At 36.8% G+C, this 17,929-nt stretch carries 17 protein-coding genes; 10 read left to right on the forward strand and 7 right to left on the reverse strand.

The genetic code is table 11. From position 1 onward, the window contains the following. Positions 1–3 precede the first annotated feature (3 nt). Both M997_RS09460 and M997_RS09465 read right to left on the reverse strand, forming a co-directional pair. Complete coding sequence (locus tag M997_RS09460; protein ID WP_064719877.1) at positions 4–792, reverse strand: MipA/OmpV family protein; 789 nt, start codon at positions 790–792, stop codon at positions 4–6. Positions 793–880: 88 nt separating this feature from the next. Further along, complete coding sequence (locus tag M997_RS09465) at positions 881–1,747, reverse strand: HARLDQ motif MBL-fold protein (RefSeq protein WP_064719878.1); 867 nt, start codon at positions 1,745–1,747, stop codon at positions 881–883. A gap of 79 nt (positions 1,748–1,826) precedes the next feature. On the opposite strand from M997_RS09465, the gene M997_RS09470 reads away from it, so the two are divergent. The 6 genes from M997_RS09470 (at position 1,827) to M997_RS09495 (ending at position 8,083) form a co-directional block, all read left to right on the forward strand. Then, positions 1,827–2,729, forward strand: a complete 903-nt coding sequence (locus M997_RS09470) for a LysR family transcriptional regulator (RefSeq protein ID WP_064719879.1) — start codon at positions 1,827–1,829, stop codon at positions 2,727–2,729. A gap of 83 nt (positions 2,730–2,812) precedes the next feature. Then, the gene (locus M997_RS09475) at positions 2,813–3,253 is read left to right on the forward strand and encodes a hypothetical protein (RefSeq protein ID WP_064719880.1); all 441 of its coding nucleotides are present in this window, start codon (positions 2,813–2,815) and stop codon (positions 3,251–3,253) included. 388 nt (positions 3,254–3,641) lie between these two features. Then, the gene (locus M997_RS09480) at positions 3,642–5,510 is read left to right on the forward strand and encodes an amidohydrolase (RefSeq protein ID WP_064719881.1); all 1,869 of its coding nucleotides are present in this window, start codon (positions 3,642–3,644) and stop codon (positions 5,508–5,510) included. A 69-nt stretch (positions 5,511–5,579) separates the two neighbouring features. After that, entirely contained in the window at positions 5,580–7,181 is a 1,602-nt protein-coding gene (locus M997_RS09485; RefSeq protein WP_064719882.1) for an MFS transporter, read from the forward strand. A gap of 153 nt (positions 7,182–7,334) precedes the next feature. Continuing rightward, a complete protein-coding gene (locus tag M997_RS09490) occupies positions 7,335–7,631 on the forward strand; it encodes a VF530 family protein (protein ID WP_064719883.1) in 297 nt (98 codons plus the stop codon). A 71-nt stretch (positions 7,632–7,702) separates the two neighbouring features. Further along, positions 7,703–8,083, forward strand: a complete 381-nt coding sequence (locus tag M997_RS09495) for a VOC family protein (protein WP_064719884.1) — start codon at positions 7,703–7,705, stop codon at positions 8,081–8,083. Between the two features lie 109 nt (positions 8,084–8,192). Here M997_RS09495 and arsC read toward each other — a convergent pair whose 3' ends face one another. The 4 genes from arsC to M997_RS09515 all read right to left on the reverse strand — a co-directional run bounded on the left by arsC (position 8,193) and on the right by M997_RS09515 (position 11,715). Next, positions 8,193–8,618, reverse strand: coding sequence for a glutaredoxin-dependent arsenate reductase (gene arsC / locus M997_RS09500; protein ID WP_064719885.1), 426 nt, complete (start codon positions 8,616–8,618; stop codon positions 8,193–8,195). 18 nt (positions 8,619–8,636) lie between these two features. Continuing rightward, positions 8,637–9,920, reverse strand: a complete 1,284-nt coding sequence (locus M997_RS09505) for an arsenic transporter (protein ID WP_064719886.1) — start codon at positions 9,918–9,920, stop codon at positions 8,637–8,639. Between the two features lie 80 nt (positions 9,921–10,000). Next, entirely contained in the window at positions 10,001–10,336 is a 336-nt protein-coding gene (locus M997_RS09510; protein WP_064719887.1) for a metalloregulator ArsR/SmtB family transcription factor, read from the reverse strand. A 212-nt stretch (positions 10,337–10,548) separates the two neighbouring features. Further along, a complete protein-coding gene (locus tag M997_RS09515) occupies positions 10,549–11,715 on the reverse strand; it encodes a XylR family transcriptional regulator (protein WP_064719888.1) in 1,167 nt (388 codons plus the stop codon). 185 nt (positions 11,716–11,900) lie between these two features. Here M997_RS09515 and M997_RS09520 point away from each other — a divergent pair, with 185 nt between their 5' ends. From M997_RS09520 to xylB, 4 genes are all read left to right on the forward strand, one after another. Then, positions 11,901–13,070, forward strand: coding sequence for a MalY/PatB family protein (locus tag M997_RS09520; protein ID WP_064719889.1), 1,170 nt, complete (start codon positions 11,901–11,903; stop codon positions 13,068–13,070). Positions 13,071–13,076: 6 nt separating this feature from the next. Further along, positions 13,077–14,552, forward strand: a complete 1,476-nt coding sequence (nhaC, locus tag M997_RS09525; RefSeq protein ID WP_064719890.1) for a Na+/H+ antiporter NhaC — start codon at positions 13,077–13,079, stop codon at positions 14,550–14,552. 11 nt (positions 14,553–14,563) lie between these two features. After that, positions 14,564–15,880 carry a xylose isomerase gene (gene xylA, locus M997_RS09530; protein WP_064719891.1) on the forward strand — a complete coding sequence of 439 codons (1,317 nt, stop codon included), beginning with the start codon at positions 14,564–14,566 and terminating at the stop codon, positions 15,878–15,880. 93 nt (positions 15,881–15,973) lie between these two features. Then, the gene (gene xylB / locus M997_RS09535) at positions 15,974–17,428 is read left to right on the forward strand and encodes a xylulokinase (protein WP_064719892.1); all 1,455 of its coding nucleotides are present in this window, start codon (positions 15,974–15,976) and stop codon (positions 17,426–17,428) included. A 193-nt stretch (positions 17,429–17,621) separates the two neighbouring features. Here xylB and M997_RS09540 read toward each other — a convergent pair whose 3' ends face one another. Further along, positions 17,622–17,885, reverse strand: coding sequence for a YjbD family protein (locus M997_RS09540; protein ID WP_064719893.1), 264 nt, complete (start codon positions 17,883–17,885; stop codon positions 17,622–17,624). Positions 17,886–17,929 lie beyond the last annotated feature (44 nt).

Below are 17,929 nucleotides of genomic sequence, written 5' to 3' on the forward strand. Positions count from 1 at the left end.
AAATTAAAACGAATAAGACAAGCCGATAATAGTTATTAGGCCATATTTTTGTTGCGTAATACTGCTATTGGCGGCATCACCTAATAAATAGTAACCTCCATTTTTGAAGTTTAAATAAAAATCGTTATTTATTTTATAGTTAATAGCAAATAAAGCGCCCACATCTTTAAAACCTGCCTTAGGAATAAACTCTGTAAATTCAGTATCTAAAGATTGCTGATGACTAACACCAAAATAAGCTTGGTTATAATTTTTATTTACATAACGCGTTGAGATATTTGAATCAATTGACCAATCATTATTTAAGTCAAAATGTGAATTTATACCAAACTCAATTCGTGTTGCATTATCAACATTAATATCACCATATTCTCTATTTCCGAGTGCAGTGAGAGAGTTAATATAAACAATATTTTTATTTATTACATAATTTAACTCAATCCCAGCTGCTGCTGCGCCTTTTAAGTCTCCCATGCCTTTTAAATCTTTATTTTTATTACCGGCAAAACCTATTTCCTCTTTTCTTCCTTGCATATAACTGCCAATTATTCCGAAATTGAGGTTGTCAAAGAGATTATATTGCCACTTAGCACCTTGGGTTCCTATGCTAAAAACACCATAACTCTCTGTCGTTGCTGTATATTGCGCTATGACATCAGGAGTGACAATATACTTATTAGAACCCTCATAAGCCGAGGCCATTCCTAGACCCAATCCAAATTGAATATCACCAGCCATTAGTGGCGATGAAATAATAAGAGGCAGCGTAGCTGCAATATGTTTAAATGACATAATGTTCCTATACAGAAATAAAGAAATATAAATAGTAGTTAATAAAAATAAAAAATAATTAGGCAATATTAATAAATAAGATTTAGCGCTATTCTTCCAGCTGTTTTATTAAAGATAATTTTGATTTTTCAATATATTCTTTCAATCCCTCGCTGTCATAAAAGGCAAATTTATCTCCATTAGTTAGTTTATTCAATTTATTAACAAGATTAAATCTATCACCTTTGCTAGCAATAAATATATCAACCTTTTGATTAGCTAAAATATTTTGACTATATTTTAAATCTTCAACTATTTCAGGGTAATTTAGATTATTTTTTAAAAAATAATCGGGTGTGGCTAAGCTATCCGCATAAATCAATACATCATCATTCTTTAATGTTATTTTCCATGATGTACTTCCTGGTAAATGACCTGGCGTGAATAAAGCGGTAATAACAATATTACCCACTACAAACGACTCGTTATCTAATAATTCTATATCAGTATCAACTGGTGGAAATAATAGTGCATCACCTAATGCAAAATCTTCAGCGCCGCCTAATTTTAATTGTTGAGCATTTATTTTATTTGATACAACTTTTGCACCACTAAGTTCTTTTAGTAATGCAATTCCTCCCGCTTGATCCAATCTGGCGTGGCTATTTAAAATGTATTTAATATCTTTCACATCAAAACCAATGGTTTCTATATTTTTCTTTATTTGCAATGCGCTTTCATTAAGTCCTGCATCAATTAAAATATGGCCATGATCTGTTGTTAATAAAATAGAGGTCAGATTTTTTGTACCGACATACCAAACTTTTGGTGCGATTTCAAAAGGATCAATAGGTTTTGCCCATTCTTGAAATATACTCATGGGTGGTGCCTTTGATAATGGTTGCGCTGGATTTAAAGCTTCCACAGTGATAGGCGCAAACATTATTCCCAATGCTAATAGTGTTAGTTTTTTCATCTTTTCCGTTAATCATTTGTAATTGAAAGCTGATTTTAGTATAAAGAAAATGAATCCTGCTCATTAGTAAGCAACTAAAATGAATATTGCTCAATTTGATTTTAATCTCCTTAAAGTTTTGTATGCCCTTCTTCAAACCGGATCAACCCGAGATGCAGCACTAAAACTTGGTATATCTTCTTCTGCGGTAAGTCACGCATTAAGCCGGCTTCGTGTCGCTTTAAATGATCCGCTTTTTAAAAGAGAGAATAATTGCCAAGTGCCAACACCTTTTGCTTTAGCATTAAAAACGCGTTTGGTTCCGTTATTTATTTCGTTAAATGATGATTTATTTAAAGATACCAATGAGGAAGTAAAAGAATTCAAGATAGTTATTCCACCAGCATTAACGGGCGTGATTACTTCAACGTTAGCGAGTTTATCTTCACAACTGAATTTTTCGCTAGAGTGCATACCTTTTCAACGGCGTTCATGGAGAGAGGAAGTACTTGATGGAAGTGTCGATTTAGTTTTGGCTGTTGGTGATTATCAAAACCCAGTGTCTTCATTGCGTTTTGATGATGTAGGATGTGCAAGATTGGTCGTCATTTATGGTGAACCATTACGTGCAAACTTTAAAGGTGTTAATCAAATAAGTCTTGAGCAGCTAGTTGCTCATCAGCATGTTTATTGTTTACCTTGGGGGCAAGATGACAATGAAATAGATAGGCAATTACGTAGAAGAGGTTTAAATCGAAGTATTGGATTTAAATGTCATGATTATTCGCAGGTGATCCCTGCAATTACTGCGGCGCCTTATATTGCTATAGTGCCAAAACCGTGGCTAGATGTTTTACCAGAAAAGACAAGAATTTATGAATTACAACTTAACGATGAATTAGCTATTGGTAAATTATTTTTGATGCATAGAAAGTCGTTATCACCTTGGAAGAAAAAAACAATTTCATCTTTAAAATTAAAGCTTAAATCTTTTTATATCTGACTATTATTAATACAGATTAAAATTTCGGTGTTTTAGTCTAAAATAATTTAACTATATTATTATGAAACCTAATTCTCAACATCATGAAAAAAACACATAAACAGACGCTCTTATCTTTATTACTTCTATTAATTATTTTAGCTTTTGGGTCATTTTATTGGCTTAAGTTACCCTATTCTTTTTCCTATCAACGCCAAATTGCAACGGATTTTCTTAATAACATTAACAACCAACAGTTTGAGCAAGCATTTGAACTAACACAAAAGAATATGTATACAGGAAAAACATTAGAAGCGTTTAAAGAAAAAGTATTCAGAGAAATAAGAGGCTCTAATTATACCTTTTCTTATAGTTTTCCAAATCAAACAAACGGTAATCGGCTACGTCGTTGGTTTAATGATTCTGAAATAGAAATGCAAGATGTTAATTTAGAATTTAAAGGAGCCTCAGATCTTAGAATTACATTAAGACATATTGGTGATAATAAATGGAAAATTTATTATATGACTAGTCATGCGGGATAAATTATTTTTCATTTAAAATAAAAGATATATTTAAGTATGGTGATATCTTTATTTTTCATATGTATATCTAGCGGTATTTATTATCCATAATGAGTCATCCACCTTTATAAAAATAATGTTAAATCAACACATTAGATTGGTCATTCAAATGACCGATTTAAGTTATTCATTTTTTTTGAGTTCTTAAAACAAATGTTTTAAATGGTAATGATACAAAGTTACGCTACAATTTTAATTAATCTATTGAAATAAATATCAGTAAAATTATTAGTTTAATTATTAATTAGTTACGCTTAAAAATCATTATCTATATTGTTTATATTCTAGTGATTTACCTCTTTTCCATTTAAGAAAGGGGTAATTCCGCTACAATAGGAAATCAAAAATCATGAATAAATCTTTCGCGTCAGAAATATTTATCAATGGTGATATTCACACGCTTGATAGAGAGGATCCTATCGTTGAAGCTGTTGCTATCGCAAAAGGTAAATTTCTTTTTGTTGGCTCAAATGATGAAGCCATGCAGTTTAAAAATGATGAAACAAAAATAATCGACCTTAAAAATCACGTTATTATTCCGGGATTAAATGACTCACACCTTCACCTTATTCGTGGTGGATTAAATTACAATCTTGAATTGCGCTGGGAAGGCGTACCTTCTCTCTCTATTGCCCTTGAGATGCTAAAAGCACAAGCACAAGTGACACCCTCACCTCAATGGGTACGCGTTGTTGGCGGTTGGAGTGAATTTCAATTTGCTGAAAGACGTATGCCCACGTTAGATGAGATTAATGCGGTTTCCCCTGATACCCCTGTATTTGTGCTTCACTTATATGATAGTGCGTTACTAAATAAAGCTGCATTACGGGCTATTGGTTATACCAAAGATACCCCTAATCCCCCTGGTGGTGAAATTCAACGTGATGAACACGGTGTTCCAACGGGTTTATTAATCGCTAAACCCAATGCAATGTTGCTTTATTCCGCCTTAGCTAAAAGCCCAACGTTACCTCTTGATTATCAAGTCAATTCTACTCGTCAATTTATGCGTGAGCTTAATCGCCTTGGCGTAACTAGTGCAATAGACGCTGGCGGTGGATTTCAAAACTATCCTGAAGATTATGAAGTCATTGCTGAATTAGCAAAGCACGATCAGCTTACTATTCGTATCGCTTATAATTTATTTACTCAACGACCAAAACAAGAGCTTGAAGACTTTCAGCAATGGACATCGATGGTATCTCCAGGGGAAGGCAGCGATTTTTATCGCCATAATGGTGCGGGTGAAATGTTAGTTTTCTCAGCGGCTGATTTTGAAGACTTTTTACAGCCAAGACCCGACCTACCTGAAAATATGGACGCTGAACTAGAAAAGGTGATCCGCCATTTAGTTGAACACCGTTGGCCATTTCGTTTACATGCCACTTACAACGAATCCATTAGTCGCATGTTAGATGTATTTGAAAAAGTGAATAAAGATATTCCTTTTGATGGATTACATTGGTTTTTTGATCATGCAGAAACCATCAGTGAGAAGAATATTGAACGGGTAAAAGCGTTAGGCGGTGGATTAGCGATTCAGCATCGCATGGCGTTTCAGGGGGAATATTTTGCTCAGCGTTATGGGGCTGAAGCGGTTAAACATACCCCACCTATAGCTAAAATGCTCAATGCTAATGTACCTGTTGGTTTAGGTACAGATGCCACTCGTGTTGCAAGTTATAACCCGTGGACAGCGCTTTATTGGTTAGTTTCAGGTCGTACTGTGGGTGGTATGCAAATGTATGATGCTAATAATCGTTTAGATAGAGATACTGCATTAATGCTCTGGACGATGGGAAGCTCGTGGTTCTCTAATGAGCAAGGCAAAAAAGGACAAATTAAACAAGGTCAACTTGCTGATTTTGTCGCCCTTTCTGCTAATTACTTTGCGGTACCAGAAGCAGAAATTAAAGCAATTGAATCACTGCTGACGGTTGTTGATGGCAAAATTGTTTATGCAAACGACACATTTGCACCGTTAGCACCACCTTCTATACCTGTGTTACCTGATTGGTCGCCGGTTATCAAAGTGCCAGGTCACTACTCATATCTACAGCAAGAAACTCAAAGTGCAGTATTAAATCAATTGCATCAATGCTGTGGTGCTTGTCATGTTCATGGACACCAGCACGATATTGCACGTAAATCGGGTATTCCTATTTCAGATGATAATGCTTTTTGGGGCGCTGTAGGTTGCTCTTGCTTTGCATTCTAATGTTTTATCCCTTACTTATTATGGCCAGCAATAATATTGCTGGTCAGCTAAACAGAGAGAAGTATCACTATGGCAACGCAGCGAGCTTCAGCATGGTCGCCCTTACGCAATCGTGTATTTTTTATGTTATGGATGGCGACACTATTTTCTAATATTGGTACTTGGATGAACGATGTTGGCGCTGGTTGGCTAATGACTAATTTAAGCCCTGATCCTGTGATGATAGCCGCCATTCAAGCAATGACCACGCTACCTGTGTTCTTGCTCGCACTTCCCGCGGGTGCTATTGCTGATATTTTTGATAAAAGAAAACTACTTATTATCGTTAATATTTTAATGCTAATGGCTGCCGCATTATTAGCCGTGTTAGTTTATTTCAATGTGATTAGTATTGGCTGGTTATTACTCATTACTTTTGTGCTTGGTTCTGGTGCGGCTTTTTTAGGTCCAGCATGGCAAGCTATAGTGCCAAGCATTGTTGCGCCAAATGAATTAAAAGCAGGTATTGCCTTAAACAGTATGGGAATTAACATCAGTCGTGCGATAGGACCTGCATTGGCGGGTATATTAATCTCTCAAGTAGGTTTATATCTGCCTTTCTTACTCAATGCATTAAGCTTTATCGCCATTATTTTCGCTGTTTGGTGGTGGGGTGGCGAGAAAAAATCGGATGATAAACTGCCAGCAGAATCGGTTGTTGCTGCGATGATCTCTGGCCTGCGTTATGCCCGTTATAGTCCAGCTTTAATTAAAACTATCATTCGTGCAGCAAGCTTTTTTGTTTTTGCTAGTGCGTACTGGGCAATGTTGCCTTTAGTTGCTCGAGTTTCACTTCAAGGTGGTGCCACATTATATGGTTTATTAACCACCAGCATTGGTATTGGTGCAGTTTGTGGCGCATTTAGTTTATCGACACTGCGTGAGAAATTCAGTACAAATGCACTTATTGCCTTTGGCACAATAGGTACGGCTCTGGTGTTATTTATTTTTGCCAGCGCGACGTCAAAATACTTAGCAATCTTTTCTAGTCTTTTAGCCGGATTCAGTTGGATAGTTACTTTATCAACATTAATGGTATCCGCTCAAACCGCACTACCTAATTGGGTTAGAGCAAGAGAATTAGCACTCTATTTAACCGTATTTTCTGGCTCTATGGCATTAGGATCTTTAGTCTGGGGGCAAATTGCATCACACACATCCGTCACTATTGCGTTATTTTCTGCCACTGTCGGTATCATTTTAGTTTGGTTATGTGTATTAAGAGTTAAGCTTGAACATGACAACCTCAATTTACAACACTCTGATCATTTTTCTCTTGCAGATGAATTAATTGAAACAACAGGCGATAAAGATCCCGTATTAGTTTCAATTCGTTATCATGTGGAAATAGAACATCGTACGCAATTTTTAGCGTTAATGAGCCAATTAAAAATTATTCGCTTAAGAGATGGTGGCTATTCTTGGGGATTATTTACCTCTTCAGAGATCCATGAGGGATTTATTGAAACGTTTATGGTGTCTTCGTGGGCAGAGCATCGCCGCCAACACGATAGAGCGACTCTAGATGACAAGCAGTTACAGCAACAACTAGATAAGATTATTAGTAAGAAAAAAGTAACTCATTATTTTTCTGCATTTTCTCACTCAATAGATCCTTCTATAGATAAATAAGCGTCATTGATATTAGCCCTCCTTATTAAGGTAATCTGTATTAAGGTAATCTGTACTTTGATTAGGAGGGCTATATGCATTTTATTGCCTCGGCCGCTGCTTTCTTGTAACCTGCATCGCTTCTTTTACTTCTATTTCATGATGGAAAAAATAATGACAGGACATGTTTCTAAAGATCCATTACATGGCGTGACGCTTGAAATGCAGGTTAATGCCTTAGTGGCTAAACACGGCTGGACTAAATTAAGTAAGCTGATTAATATCAACTGTTTTAAAAATGATCCAAGTGTGAAATCAAGTTTAAAATTTCTTCGCAGAACGCCGTGGGCACGCGCAGAAGTTGAAGCGTTATATCTTGATTCACTAGAAGACGATATTGATGAGGTTATTGAGGTTATCGATCACCCCGATAGTGATCCTTGGGCAAATAGCCGGGGAAATAAGCGTTAATATTAATACTGACAATTTCTGTCACTCTAATGCATTAAGATAAGAATAAATACAAATCTTAAGGAGTGAGTATGTTTAAGCCAAACAGTATTATTATTTATGCTAAAGATGTTGATAAAAGTACAGATTTTTACGCGAAAATTTTAAAATCGGCACCATTAGAACGTTATCGTGAATTTTCTGTTTTTGCGTTATCTTCCGATTTTATTTTAGGTATTCAATCTAAAACCGGCATCGATCCTAAGCCCCAAGCTCAATTTGGTGGTTTTGAAATTTGTATGTCTGATATAACCTACGATGAAGTAAATAAAATTTATCAACAGTGGTGTGACCTAAAGATAGAAATAGAGATGCCACCTACACAATTAGACTTTGGCTATACTTTTGTGGCACTTGATCCTGATGGTCATCGATTACGAGTCTGCGCAACAGATACGACAAATATTGATTAAATATTGATTAGATATTATGGCCATTATTAATGCTATAAAAAGCCAATAACCAACTATATGACTTAAATAACTGACCTAATACTTAGGGGGGTATTTCCCCCTATTTGACTCACTTCAGCCTATTACCCATATTATCAATAAGCTTTTCACCCTCTTCTTTAGTAAAACTTCCTTGCTGTTTATTGGGCAGAATATCTAATACTGTTTCAGAAGGACGACATAATTTGCTACCTAACGGAGTTACCACAATAGGACGATTAATTAAAATAGGATGCTTTAACATTGCACTAATTAATTGTTCATCGGTTAAGGTCGGGTCTTCTAGTTTTAATTGTTCATAAGGTTCAACATTTTTACGTAAAAGAAAGCGCACTGTGACTTTCATCTCTGTGATTAAATTTATCAATTCTGATTTTGTGGGCGGTGTTTCTAAGTAATAAACAATAGTGGGTTCTACGCCACTATTTCGTATCATCTCTAAAGTATTACGTGATGTGCCACAGTTTGGATTATGATAAATAGTTATGTTTGTCATATCGTTATTACCATTAATTTAAAAAGACAAACGCAGTGCTAATGCGATTAATGTGACGGTTAAAACAGGAATAGTCATAATAATGCCGGTTTTAAAATAGTAGCCCCATGTAATAGTCATATTCTTTTGTGATAAAACATGTAGCCATAATAACGTCGCTAAACTACCAATTGGCGTAATTTTAGGGCCTAAATCAGCGCCAATCACATTGGCATAAATCATAGCTTGTTGGATCAACCCCGTCGCGTTACTCCCTTCTATCGATAAAGCACCAATTAACACCGTTGGCATATTGTTCATAATTGAAGATAAAAATGCAGTGATGAAACCTGTTCCTAATGTGGCAATCCAAAGTCCATTATCAGCTAGGATATTAAGAATTTCTGACAGGTAATACGTTAGACCTGCATTTCTTAAGCCATAAACCACTAAATACATGCCTAAAGAAAAAATAACAATTTGCCAAGGTGCACCTTTTAATACTTTGGTGGTGTTGATGACTTTTCCTTTGGCGGCAATAATATAAAGTACTAATGCGCCCAAAGCAGCTATCGCACTAATGGGAACACCTAGCGGTTCTAAAACAAAGAAACCCACCAATAAAAGCAATAATACAAACCAACCGGCTTTAAAGGTGGTGTTATCTTTAATAGCTGAAATTGGCGCGGCGAGTTTTAACACATCATAACTTTTAGGAATATCTTTACGGAAAAACCAATGCAGCATAATTAACGTAGCCATAATAGCCGCAATATCAACAGGTATCATAATTGAGGCGTATTCGCTGAAGCCAATATGGAAAAAATCAGCAGAAACAATATTCACCAGATTAGAAACAATAAGCGGCAAACTAGCGGTATCAGCAATAAACCCAGCAGCCATAACAAAAGCCAGTGTGGTGCCTTTACTAAAACCAAGTGCTAATAACATCGCAATAACGATAGGTGTTAAAATTAATGCGGCACCATCATTAGCAAATAAAGCTGCAACCACCGCGCCTAGTAAGATTATATAACTAAATAATAATCGCCCTTTTCCTTTCCCCCATTTGGCAACATGTAGCGCTGCCCATTTAAAAAATCCACTTTCATCAAGAAGTAAACTAATAATAATAACGGCAACAAAGGTAGCAGTTGCATTCCAAACAATATTCCACACAATGGGAATATCTTGAAAACTAATTACCCCACAACTAAGCGCTAGTATCGCTCCTAGGGTAGCGCTCCAGCCAATTCCTAATCCTTTAGGTTGCCAAATAACAAAAGTAATAGTGAGAATAAAAATAGATGCTGCAATAAGCATAATAAATCTCGATTTAAAGGTGTATTTAGATACTTAACTCACTTTTATATATGTAAAAGCATATATGTTTGGTTAAAAATTTAATTAGAGCAACTGAGCATCGAATCTTTGTTTTCTATCGCTTTTAGTAAAAGAGATACCCTACTTTTTTCTATCGTATAAGTTAGTTCAATAATATTTTTCACCCAAGGCAACAATGTTGGAGAAAGTCGATAATGAACCCATTTACCCTGTTTAGAATCTAGCAATAATCCTGAACCACGTAACATAGCAAGGTGGCGAGATGTTTTAGGTTGAGATAAATTTAACGCAGTATAAATATCACAAACACAAAGCTCGCCAGAAGCTTTTAATAGTAAAACAATATTTAGTCTTGTTTGATCACTTAATAGTTTATACAGTTGTAGTGGTTCCATTTTTAATCCTTTACTCCTTTATTACCTTACTATATAAGGTACACTTGAAAAACATATTCGTCAAAACATATATAAAGTAAAATATATTATCTGTGATTTCACTCAATTTAGATTTTAGATCACAACCAATAAAAAAAACGGAGTAATTTTTTGATTGGCTTTTAGCTAGACGTCAGGAGAGTTATAAACTGTTTTTCTGAACACTGTATTTTTTATTTATCTCTATATTCCTTTGGTGTGATACCAAATTCTTTTTTAAAAATAGAGTAAAAATATTGCAAAGAAGGATAACCACACATTACAGAGATCTCTTGTATTGCTAGCGTGGTTGTCGTTAATAAATTTTGAGCCCGCTTGAGTTTTTCTTCATAAATAACCGTATGAATCGTTTTACCCACCTCTTTTTTAAAACGTTGCTCTAAATTAGAACGCGACATATTCACAGCATCTAATACCTGTTCTGTTTTTATGCCTTTGCAGGCGTTGTAATAGATATAGTGCATGGCTTGAATAACGGTGGGATCGTTAAAAGAGTGAAAATCTGTTGAACGACGTTCTACAATTTTAACTGGAGGAACTAATATTCTTTGTCGTTTATCTATTTGTTGCCCTTCTAAAGACTGGTGTAAAAGCTTTGCTGCTAAATATCCCATTTGTCTTGAGCCTTGTACAACTGATGAAAGTGCAATTCGTGATAAATAACGCGTCATATCTTCATCATCAATACCAATAATGCTGATCTCTTCTGGTACATTAATATTTAAGTTGTCGCAAACTTGTAGTAAATGACGGGCTCTTGCATCTGTTACGGCAATAATGCCCGTTTGTGGTGGCAGAGTTTGTATCCAATCAGATAAACGATTTTGGGCGTGTTGCCAGTTCTCTTGCGTAATATCCATTCCGTTATAAACAATACCAGGGTATTTTTCTGATGTGACCAATTGGCGAAAAGCATATTCTCTTTCATTCGACCAATGAGAATAATTCTTTGCCGGTAATCCATAAAAGGCAAAGTGCTTTAATCCTTTTTGTTTTAAATGCAAAAAGGCTTGATAAACTAATGCGTAATTATCAGTAGCAATATAAGGAACGGGGGGATAATTTTCTTCTTGATGATAAGAGCCGCCAACACCAATAACAGATAGCGGTGACTGACTTAAATGTTTAGCAATTATCGGATCATCAAAGTCAGCAATAATACCATCGCACACCCAATGATTAATATTATCAAGCCGAGTACGAAAATCCTCTTCAATAAATACATCCCAATGACATTGCGATGCTTGAAGGTATTCTCCAACACCCTCAACCACTTGGCGGTCATAAACTTTATTAGCATTGAATAACAATACAATCCGATAGTATTTATCTTTTCTCATTTTCTTTACCTAATTCCCCTGTTTGGCATTAAACCATAGCTTTGATTTGGCAAAAACTTGCTTTCATTGCTATGTGATTGTTATCACACAAGCCAGATTTCGTAATAGCAAAGTAAAAAATAGGAATAACGAATAAGCAATACAACGCGTATTTTGTTTTAAACAACATTGCCGAGGGGATTTACATGTACCAAAATAACTTCAATAAAATAATTTCTAGGCAAAATACCTACAGCGCAAAATGGTGCCATAACAACGCAAATCTAATTCCATTATCTGTTGCTGATATGGATATTTCTGCACCTGATTTTATTATTAACAAACTGACTGAATTTAATCATCTTGGGATCTATGGCTATACTGACCTTAGTCATGACTGGAATAGCGTTGCTGCTAATTGGTTTAAAACGCAATATCAATGGACAGTAAATCCAGAAAATATTGTTTTTTGTCCTCGCATTATTCAGGCTGTTTCTCTTTATATTCAAAATTTTACTCAAGTGGGTGATAAAGTCACAACACTGTCTCCGGCTTACCATCCTATTAGTAATGCAGTTAGTGTAAATCAGCGCGAATTATTAGAATGTACACTTATTTATCGTGATAAACAGTACCAAATTGATTTTGATGATTTAGAAAATAAATTTAAACAATCTGTCTGCTTTATTTTATTATCGCCGCATAATCCGACGGGTACAGTGTGGCAACGTGATGATTTATTAAAAATTGCTGCACTAGCTGAAAAATATCGAGTCTTTATTATTTCTGATGATGTTCATGCTGATTTTATTTTTAATGACTCGGTTTACTACCCTATTTCATCGCTAAGTTCTTATGTGGAACAACACTCCTTTATTTGTACCTCGCCCGCTAAAACCTTCAATTTAGCCGGTTTAGAAATTGCCAATATTGTTATTGGTAATACTCAATATCGTGAAAAATTCAAACACTGTTTAATTGCTGCGGGTATTCATAATCCGGGCTACTTTTCAGTGCCAGCCTTTTTACAAGCTTATACCTTTCAAGGTCAGCAATGGGTTTTAGAGTTAAAAAATTATCTTGCTGATAACCGCCGTTGGGTAAAAGAACAATGTGAACGTTATTTTCCTGATTGGGTTATCACTCAAAGCTATGGCACCTACATGCTATGGATTAATTATCAACAAATGCAATTAAGCGAAAAAAAATTAAAACAATGGTTTATTTCATTAGCCGAAGTAGAAATGAGTTGGGGAAGTGGATTTGGTGCTGCTGGGGATGGTTTTTTTCGTATTAATATTGCGACCCCTCGCTCTACTTTAGAAAACGTTTTTACTCGGCTTATTCGTACCTTACCTCACGCCAGTTTGGAATAAATAAAAATGAAAACGCAAACGATAAACAGCCCGAGAACACCTACTCTACTTGAATCTCTCTTTCCTATTCTCACTATGGTGGTGTTATTAGGGGGTGGCTACGCTGCTTTCGATTTACCACCTGAGCCATTAATGGTGCTATCTACCGTTGTCGCAGCTTTATTAGTAAAACGACTTGGTTATCGCTATGACGAAATCTTAACCGCCATCTCACAAAAAATTGCTAAGACCATGCCTGCATTACTGATTTTAATCAGTGTCGGTTTGCTCATCGGTACGTGGATGATTGGCGGAACTATTCCGCTCATGATCTACTACGGTTTAAAGATGATTAGCCCAGAGATGCTTTATGTTACTGCATTATTGGTCACATCATTAGTTTCTGTTTGTACCGGAACTTCGTGGGGCTCTGCGGGTACTATTGGTGTCGCTTTTATGGGGGTTGCTGTTGGTATGGATGCCAACCTCGCTGCAACCGCGGGAGCTGTAGTTGCTGGAGCCTATTTTGGTGACAAACTTTCACCGTTATCTGGGGATACTAATCTTGCTGCCATGGCCGCAAGAATCGACTTATATCAACATATTTGGCATTTACTCTACACCACTTTACCTTCGCTGATTTTAACTGCGATAGTGATGACGGTCTATGGTTTGAATGGTGATTTAGCGGGTCAAGGTATACCTGAAAAAGTCACTTTAATTACCGATGGGCTTGAGGCGGTTTATAACTTTAACCTTATCTTGCTTATTCCTGTATTAGTCATTTTATATGGTTCAATTACCAAGAAACCAACAATTCCGGTGATGTTAGCATCCGCAGCTATTGCCATGTTCAATGCTTATCTTATTCAGGGATTTGGTTTACACGATATCGTAAAAAGTGCAGTCGATGGCTTTAATGTCTCAATGATCCAAGGTAAAGAAGTCCCTGAATTACTAGGTAATTTGCTTAATCGTGGCGGAATGAACTCGATGATGAGCACCCTACTTATCTGTTTCTGTGCCCTCTCTTTTGCGGGAACATTATCGCTAAGCGGTGCATTAGAGGTGATTGTTCATGCGCTGTTAAAAATGGTTCATTCCACAGGTTCTATGATTGCAGCAACTATCGTTTGTGGGTTAACCATGATTGGTGTGACTTGTAATGGCCAAATCTCCATTCTTATACCCATCGAAATGTTACGTGGCGCTTATATAGAGCGCGGCTTACATCCTAAAAACCTTGCTCGTACCGTAGAAGACTCTGCCACTATTTTTGAACCGATTTTACCTTGGACTGCTGCCGGTGCTTACATGGCAGGTACGTTAGGTGTTGCAACCTTAAGCTACTTACCTTGGGCCGTTCTGTGTTGGAGTGGCATCTTCTTTGCCTTGCTATGGGGCTTTACCGGAATTGGCATTGCTAAATTAACACCAGAAGAGCAGCAAGAAATGACTGCTGAGCTTGAATCACATTCAGAATTACAACTTGAAACTAAATAAGGACGGTCTTCATGTCTTACTTCGATAAAATTGATCAAATTCAATATGAAGGTACTACCAGTAATAACCCTTTAGCGTTTCGTTACTATAATCCAGACGAGGTTATTTTAGGTAAACGTATGGAAGACCATCTGAGATTTGCCGCCTGCTATTGGCATAATTTCTGCTGGAATGGCGCAGATATGTTTGGTATTGGTACTTTTGACCGACCTTGGCAAACACCCGGTGAAGCATTAGAACAAGCGAAACGAAAAGCAGATGTCGCCTTTGAATTTTTCCATAAATTAAATGTGCCTTTTTACTGTTTCCATGATGTTGATGTTATTTCTGAAGGAAATAGTATTAATGAATATACCTCTAACATGGCAGCTATCACTGAGGTATTAGCGAAAAAACAAGAAGAAAACAACATTAAACTGTTATGGGGAACAGCAAACTGTTTTACAAATCCACGCTATGGTGCTGGTGCGGCAACCAATCCAAACCCAGAGGTTTTTGCATGGGCGGCGACACAAGTGTGTGAAGCGATGAAAGCGACAAAAACGTTAGGAGGTGAAAACTATGTACTTTGGGGGGGACGCGAAGGCTATGAAACCTTACTAAATACTGATTTACGCCAAGAGAGAGAACAAATTGGTCGTTTTATGCAAATGGTGGTTGAGCATAAACACAAAATTGGTTTTCAAGGTACATTACTGATTGAGCCAAAACCACAAGAGCCAACTAAACATCAGTATGATTATGATACAGCAACAGTTTATGGTTTCTTAAAACAGTTTGGTTTAGAAAAAGAAATTAAGGTAAATATTGAAGCTAATCATGCGACTCTAGCTGGGCACAGTTTTCACCATGAAATAGCGACCGCTATTGCATTAGGTATTTTAGGTTCGGTCGATGCTAACCGTGGCGATCCACAACTAGGCTGGGATACAGACCAATTTCCTAACAGCGTAGAAGAAAACGCCTTAGTCATGTATGAAATTCTAAAATCAGGAGGATTTACTACCGGTGGCTTAAACTTTGATGCCAAAGTACGCCGTCAAAGTAACGATAAATATGACCTTTTCTATGGACATATTTCTGGTATGGATACTATGGCAATGGCATTACGGATTGCAGCGAGAATGATCCAAGATGGTGGGCTTGATAAATTTACCGCTCAGCGTTATTCAGGTTGGAGTGCTGAGTTTGGCCAACATATTCTGCAAGGCAAATTAAGCCTTGAAGAGGTGGCTAAATATGCACAAATCAACACCTTAGCACCACAACTACAAAGTGGTCGCCAAGAAATGCTCGAAAGCTTAGTTAATCGTTATATTTTTGGTTAACTATACTGCTGAATAATAAATCTAAACACAGCGGTTTTTCCGCTGTGTCTATTTAACCCTGGGTTATTAAATAGCGTGTTATGAGGTAATTTCATGTATTTAGGGCTAGATTTAGGCACATCAAGCGTTAAGGCGATCATTATGAATGAGCAAGGTGATGTGATCGCTAGCCACTCGGTTTCTTTAGTCATATCACGCCCCCAGCCTCAATGGTCTGAACAAAATCCTCAAGCCTGGTGGCAAGCGACTGAAGACGCTATTACCCATCTGAGTCAAACTTATCCAATGGAAAATATAAAAGCGATAGGTTTAAGTGGCCAAATGCATGGTGCTGTTTTGTTGGATGATCATCAAAACGTATTACGCCCTGCTATTTTATGGAACGATGGCCGCAGCTTTAAGCAATGCCAAGCCTTAGAGAAGCAATACCCTCAATTTAAAAAACTAACCGGTAATTTGCTGATGCCAGGTTTTACGGCACCCAAAATTCAGTGGATTGCTGAAAATGAACCCGATGTTTTTCAACGTATCTCTCATGTGTTGTTACCGAAAGATTTTTTACGTTGGAAAATGAGTGGTAATTTTGCCAGCGATATGTCGGATGCTGCGGGTACCCTTTGGTTAGATATGCAAAAGCGAGATTGGAGTGATGAACTACTTGCGGCAACAGGGCTCTCTCGCCGCCAAATGCCAACCTTATTTGAAGGTAATCAAATAACCGGATATCTACTACCCGAAGTCGCCAAAAAATGGCGGATGAAACAGGTACCGATTATTGCTGGTGGCGGCGATAATGCCGCAGGTGCTATAGGTGTTGGCGTTTATCAACCTGGTCAAGCGATGCTTTCATTAGGAACTTCAGGGGTTTATTTTGTTGTTAGTGAAAGATTTCTACACAATACTGATAATGCAGTACATAGCTTTTGCCATGCGCTACCTAATACGTGGCATTTAATGTCAGTAATGTTAAGTGCAGCATCTTGTCTTGATTGGGTGTGCCAATTAACAGGTATTGATAATGTGGGTGCGATGTTTGAAGAAATAGAGCAACACACCCCAGCGAGCACGCCGCTATTATTTTTACCTTACCTTTCTGGTGAACGGACACCTTATAATAATCCTAATGCAAAAGGTGTTTTTTGGGGATTAACTCATGAGCATCAACGTGCTGATTTATGTCAAGCAGTGCTAGAAGGTGTAAGTTTTGCGTTACGTCAAGGTATGGAAGTTGCTGATAATGCTGGGCAATTGGCGAACAGTATTACATTAATAGGTGGCGGGGCTAAAAGTGCCTATTGGCGACAACTGCTTGCGGATATGACAGGAAAGACACTCGACTATCGTCAAGGTGGTGAGATAGGCCCCGCGCTTGGTGCGGCAAGATTAGCGCAATTAGCAATTAACCCAGCCCATTCATCAAAAATAATTCTTTCTCAACCTAAATTAGAATCACAACATACGCCAAATCAAGAAAAACATGCAGCGTATAAAAATAAATATAAAGCCTTTCAAAAACTCTATTTGTTAATTGAAACAATGGAAATATAGCAATATTGCGTCAATATCGGGAAAATAAAAAAATAGAGCAAGATAAATTTAGTCTTGCTCTATTTTCTTTAATAATTAATGATTAAAAATAAGTAGAGTTTAATTGCTTTATTAATAATTCAAACAATCAACAACACAAAAATAAACTAAAAATAAGACCTAGCCCCGAAAAGTTTCAGGGCAAATAAATTGGTTAGCGGTATCCACGGCTATGGTTGTTAGAAGACCAGCTATAGGTTTCATCACTTGGAACAAGTTTATCTTTTTTCTTTTGGGCGCGTACTTTCTTGGTGGCTTTTTCAACTTCGAGGGAGATTTCGGTAATAATGGCGTCTTTGACTTTATTCATTTCTGAGTTAGTTAATTCACGACCTAATTTCTTTCTTTCTTGTCCTATCCTGGTTTTCACTCTCATCTGTTGGGCATCAGTCATTTCTTGCATTGTCAGTTTTTTCATTAAATTACCCTACTTATGTTGAGTTATGAATAGATAATATAACA

The sequence above is a fragment of the Proteus hauseri ATCC 700826 genome, assembly GCF_001654965.1.
In the GTDB taxonomy this organism is placed as follows: Bacteria; Pseudomonadota; Gammaproteobacteria; order Enterobacterales; family Enterobacteriaceae; genus Proteus; species Proteus hauseri.

Coding starts and splice junctions, on each gene's coding strand:
- M997_RS09460 (WP_064719877.1), bottom strand. CDS start 792: ATGTCATTTAAACATATTGCAGCTACGCTGCCTCTTATTATTTCATCG.
- M997_RS09465 (WP_064719878.1), bottom strand. CDS start 1,747: ATGAAAAAACTAACACTATTAGCATTGGGAATAATGTTTGCGCCTATC.
- M997_RS09470 (WP_064719879.1), top strand. CDS start 1,827: ATGAATATTGCTCAATTTGATTTTAATCTCCTTAAAGTTTTGTATGCC.
- M997_RS09475 (WP_064719880.1), top strand. CDS start 2,813: ATGAAAAAAACACATAAACAGACGCTCTTATCTTTATTACTTCTATTA.
- M997_RS09480 (WP_064719881.1), top strand. CDS start 3,642: ATGAATAAATCTTTCGCGTCAGAAATATTTATCAATGGTGATATTCAC.
- M997_RS09485 (WP_064719882.1), top strand. CDS start 5,580: ATGGCAACGCAGCGAGCTTCAGCATGGTCGCCCTTACGCAATCGTGTA.
- M997_RS09490 (WP_064719883.1), top strand. CDS start 7,335: ATGACAGGACATGTTTCTAAAGATCCATTACATGGCGTGACGCTTGAA.
- M997_RS09495 (WP_064719884.1), top strand. CDS start 7,703: ATGTTTAAGCCAAACAGTATTATTATTTATGCTAAAGATGTTGATAAA.
- arsC (WP_064719885.1), bottom strand. CDS start 8,618: ATGACAAACATAACTATTTATCATAATCCAAACTGTGGCACATCACGT.
- M997_RS09505 (WP_064719886.1), bottom strand. CDS start 9,920: ATGCTTATTGCAGCATCTATTTTTATTCTCACTATTACTTTTGTTATT.
- M997_RS09510 (WP_064719887.1), bottom strand. CDS start 10,336: ATGGAACCACTACAACTGTATAAACTATTAAGTGATCAAACAAGACTA.
- M997_RS09515 (WP_064719888.1), bottom strand. CDS start 11,715: ATGAGAAAAGATAAATACTATCGGATTGTATTGTTATTCAATGCTAAT.
- M997_RS09520 (WP_064719889.1), top strand. CDS start 11,901: ATGTACCAAAATAACTTCAATAAAATAATTTCTAGGCAAAATACCTAC.
- nhaC (WP_064719890.1), top strand. CDS start 13,077: ATGAAAACGCAAACGATAAACAGCCCGAGAACACCTACTCTACTTGAA.
- xylA (WP_064719891.1), top strand. CDS start 14,564: ATGTCTTACTTCGATAAAATTGATCAAATTCAATATGAAGGTACTACC.
- xylB (WP_064719892.1), top strand. CDS start 15,974: ATGTATTTAGGGCTAGATTTAGGCACATCAAGCGTTAAGGCGATCATT.
- M997_RS09540 (WP_064719893.1), bottom strand. CDS start 17,885: ATGAAAAAACTGACAATGCAAGAAATGACTGATGCCCAACAGATGAGA.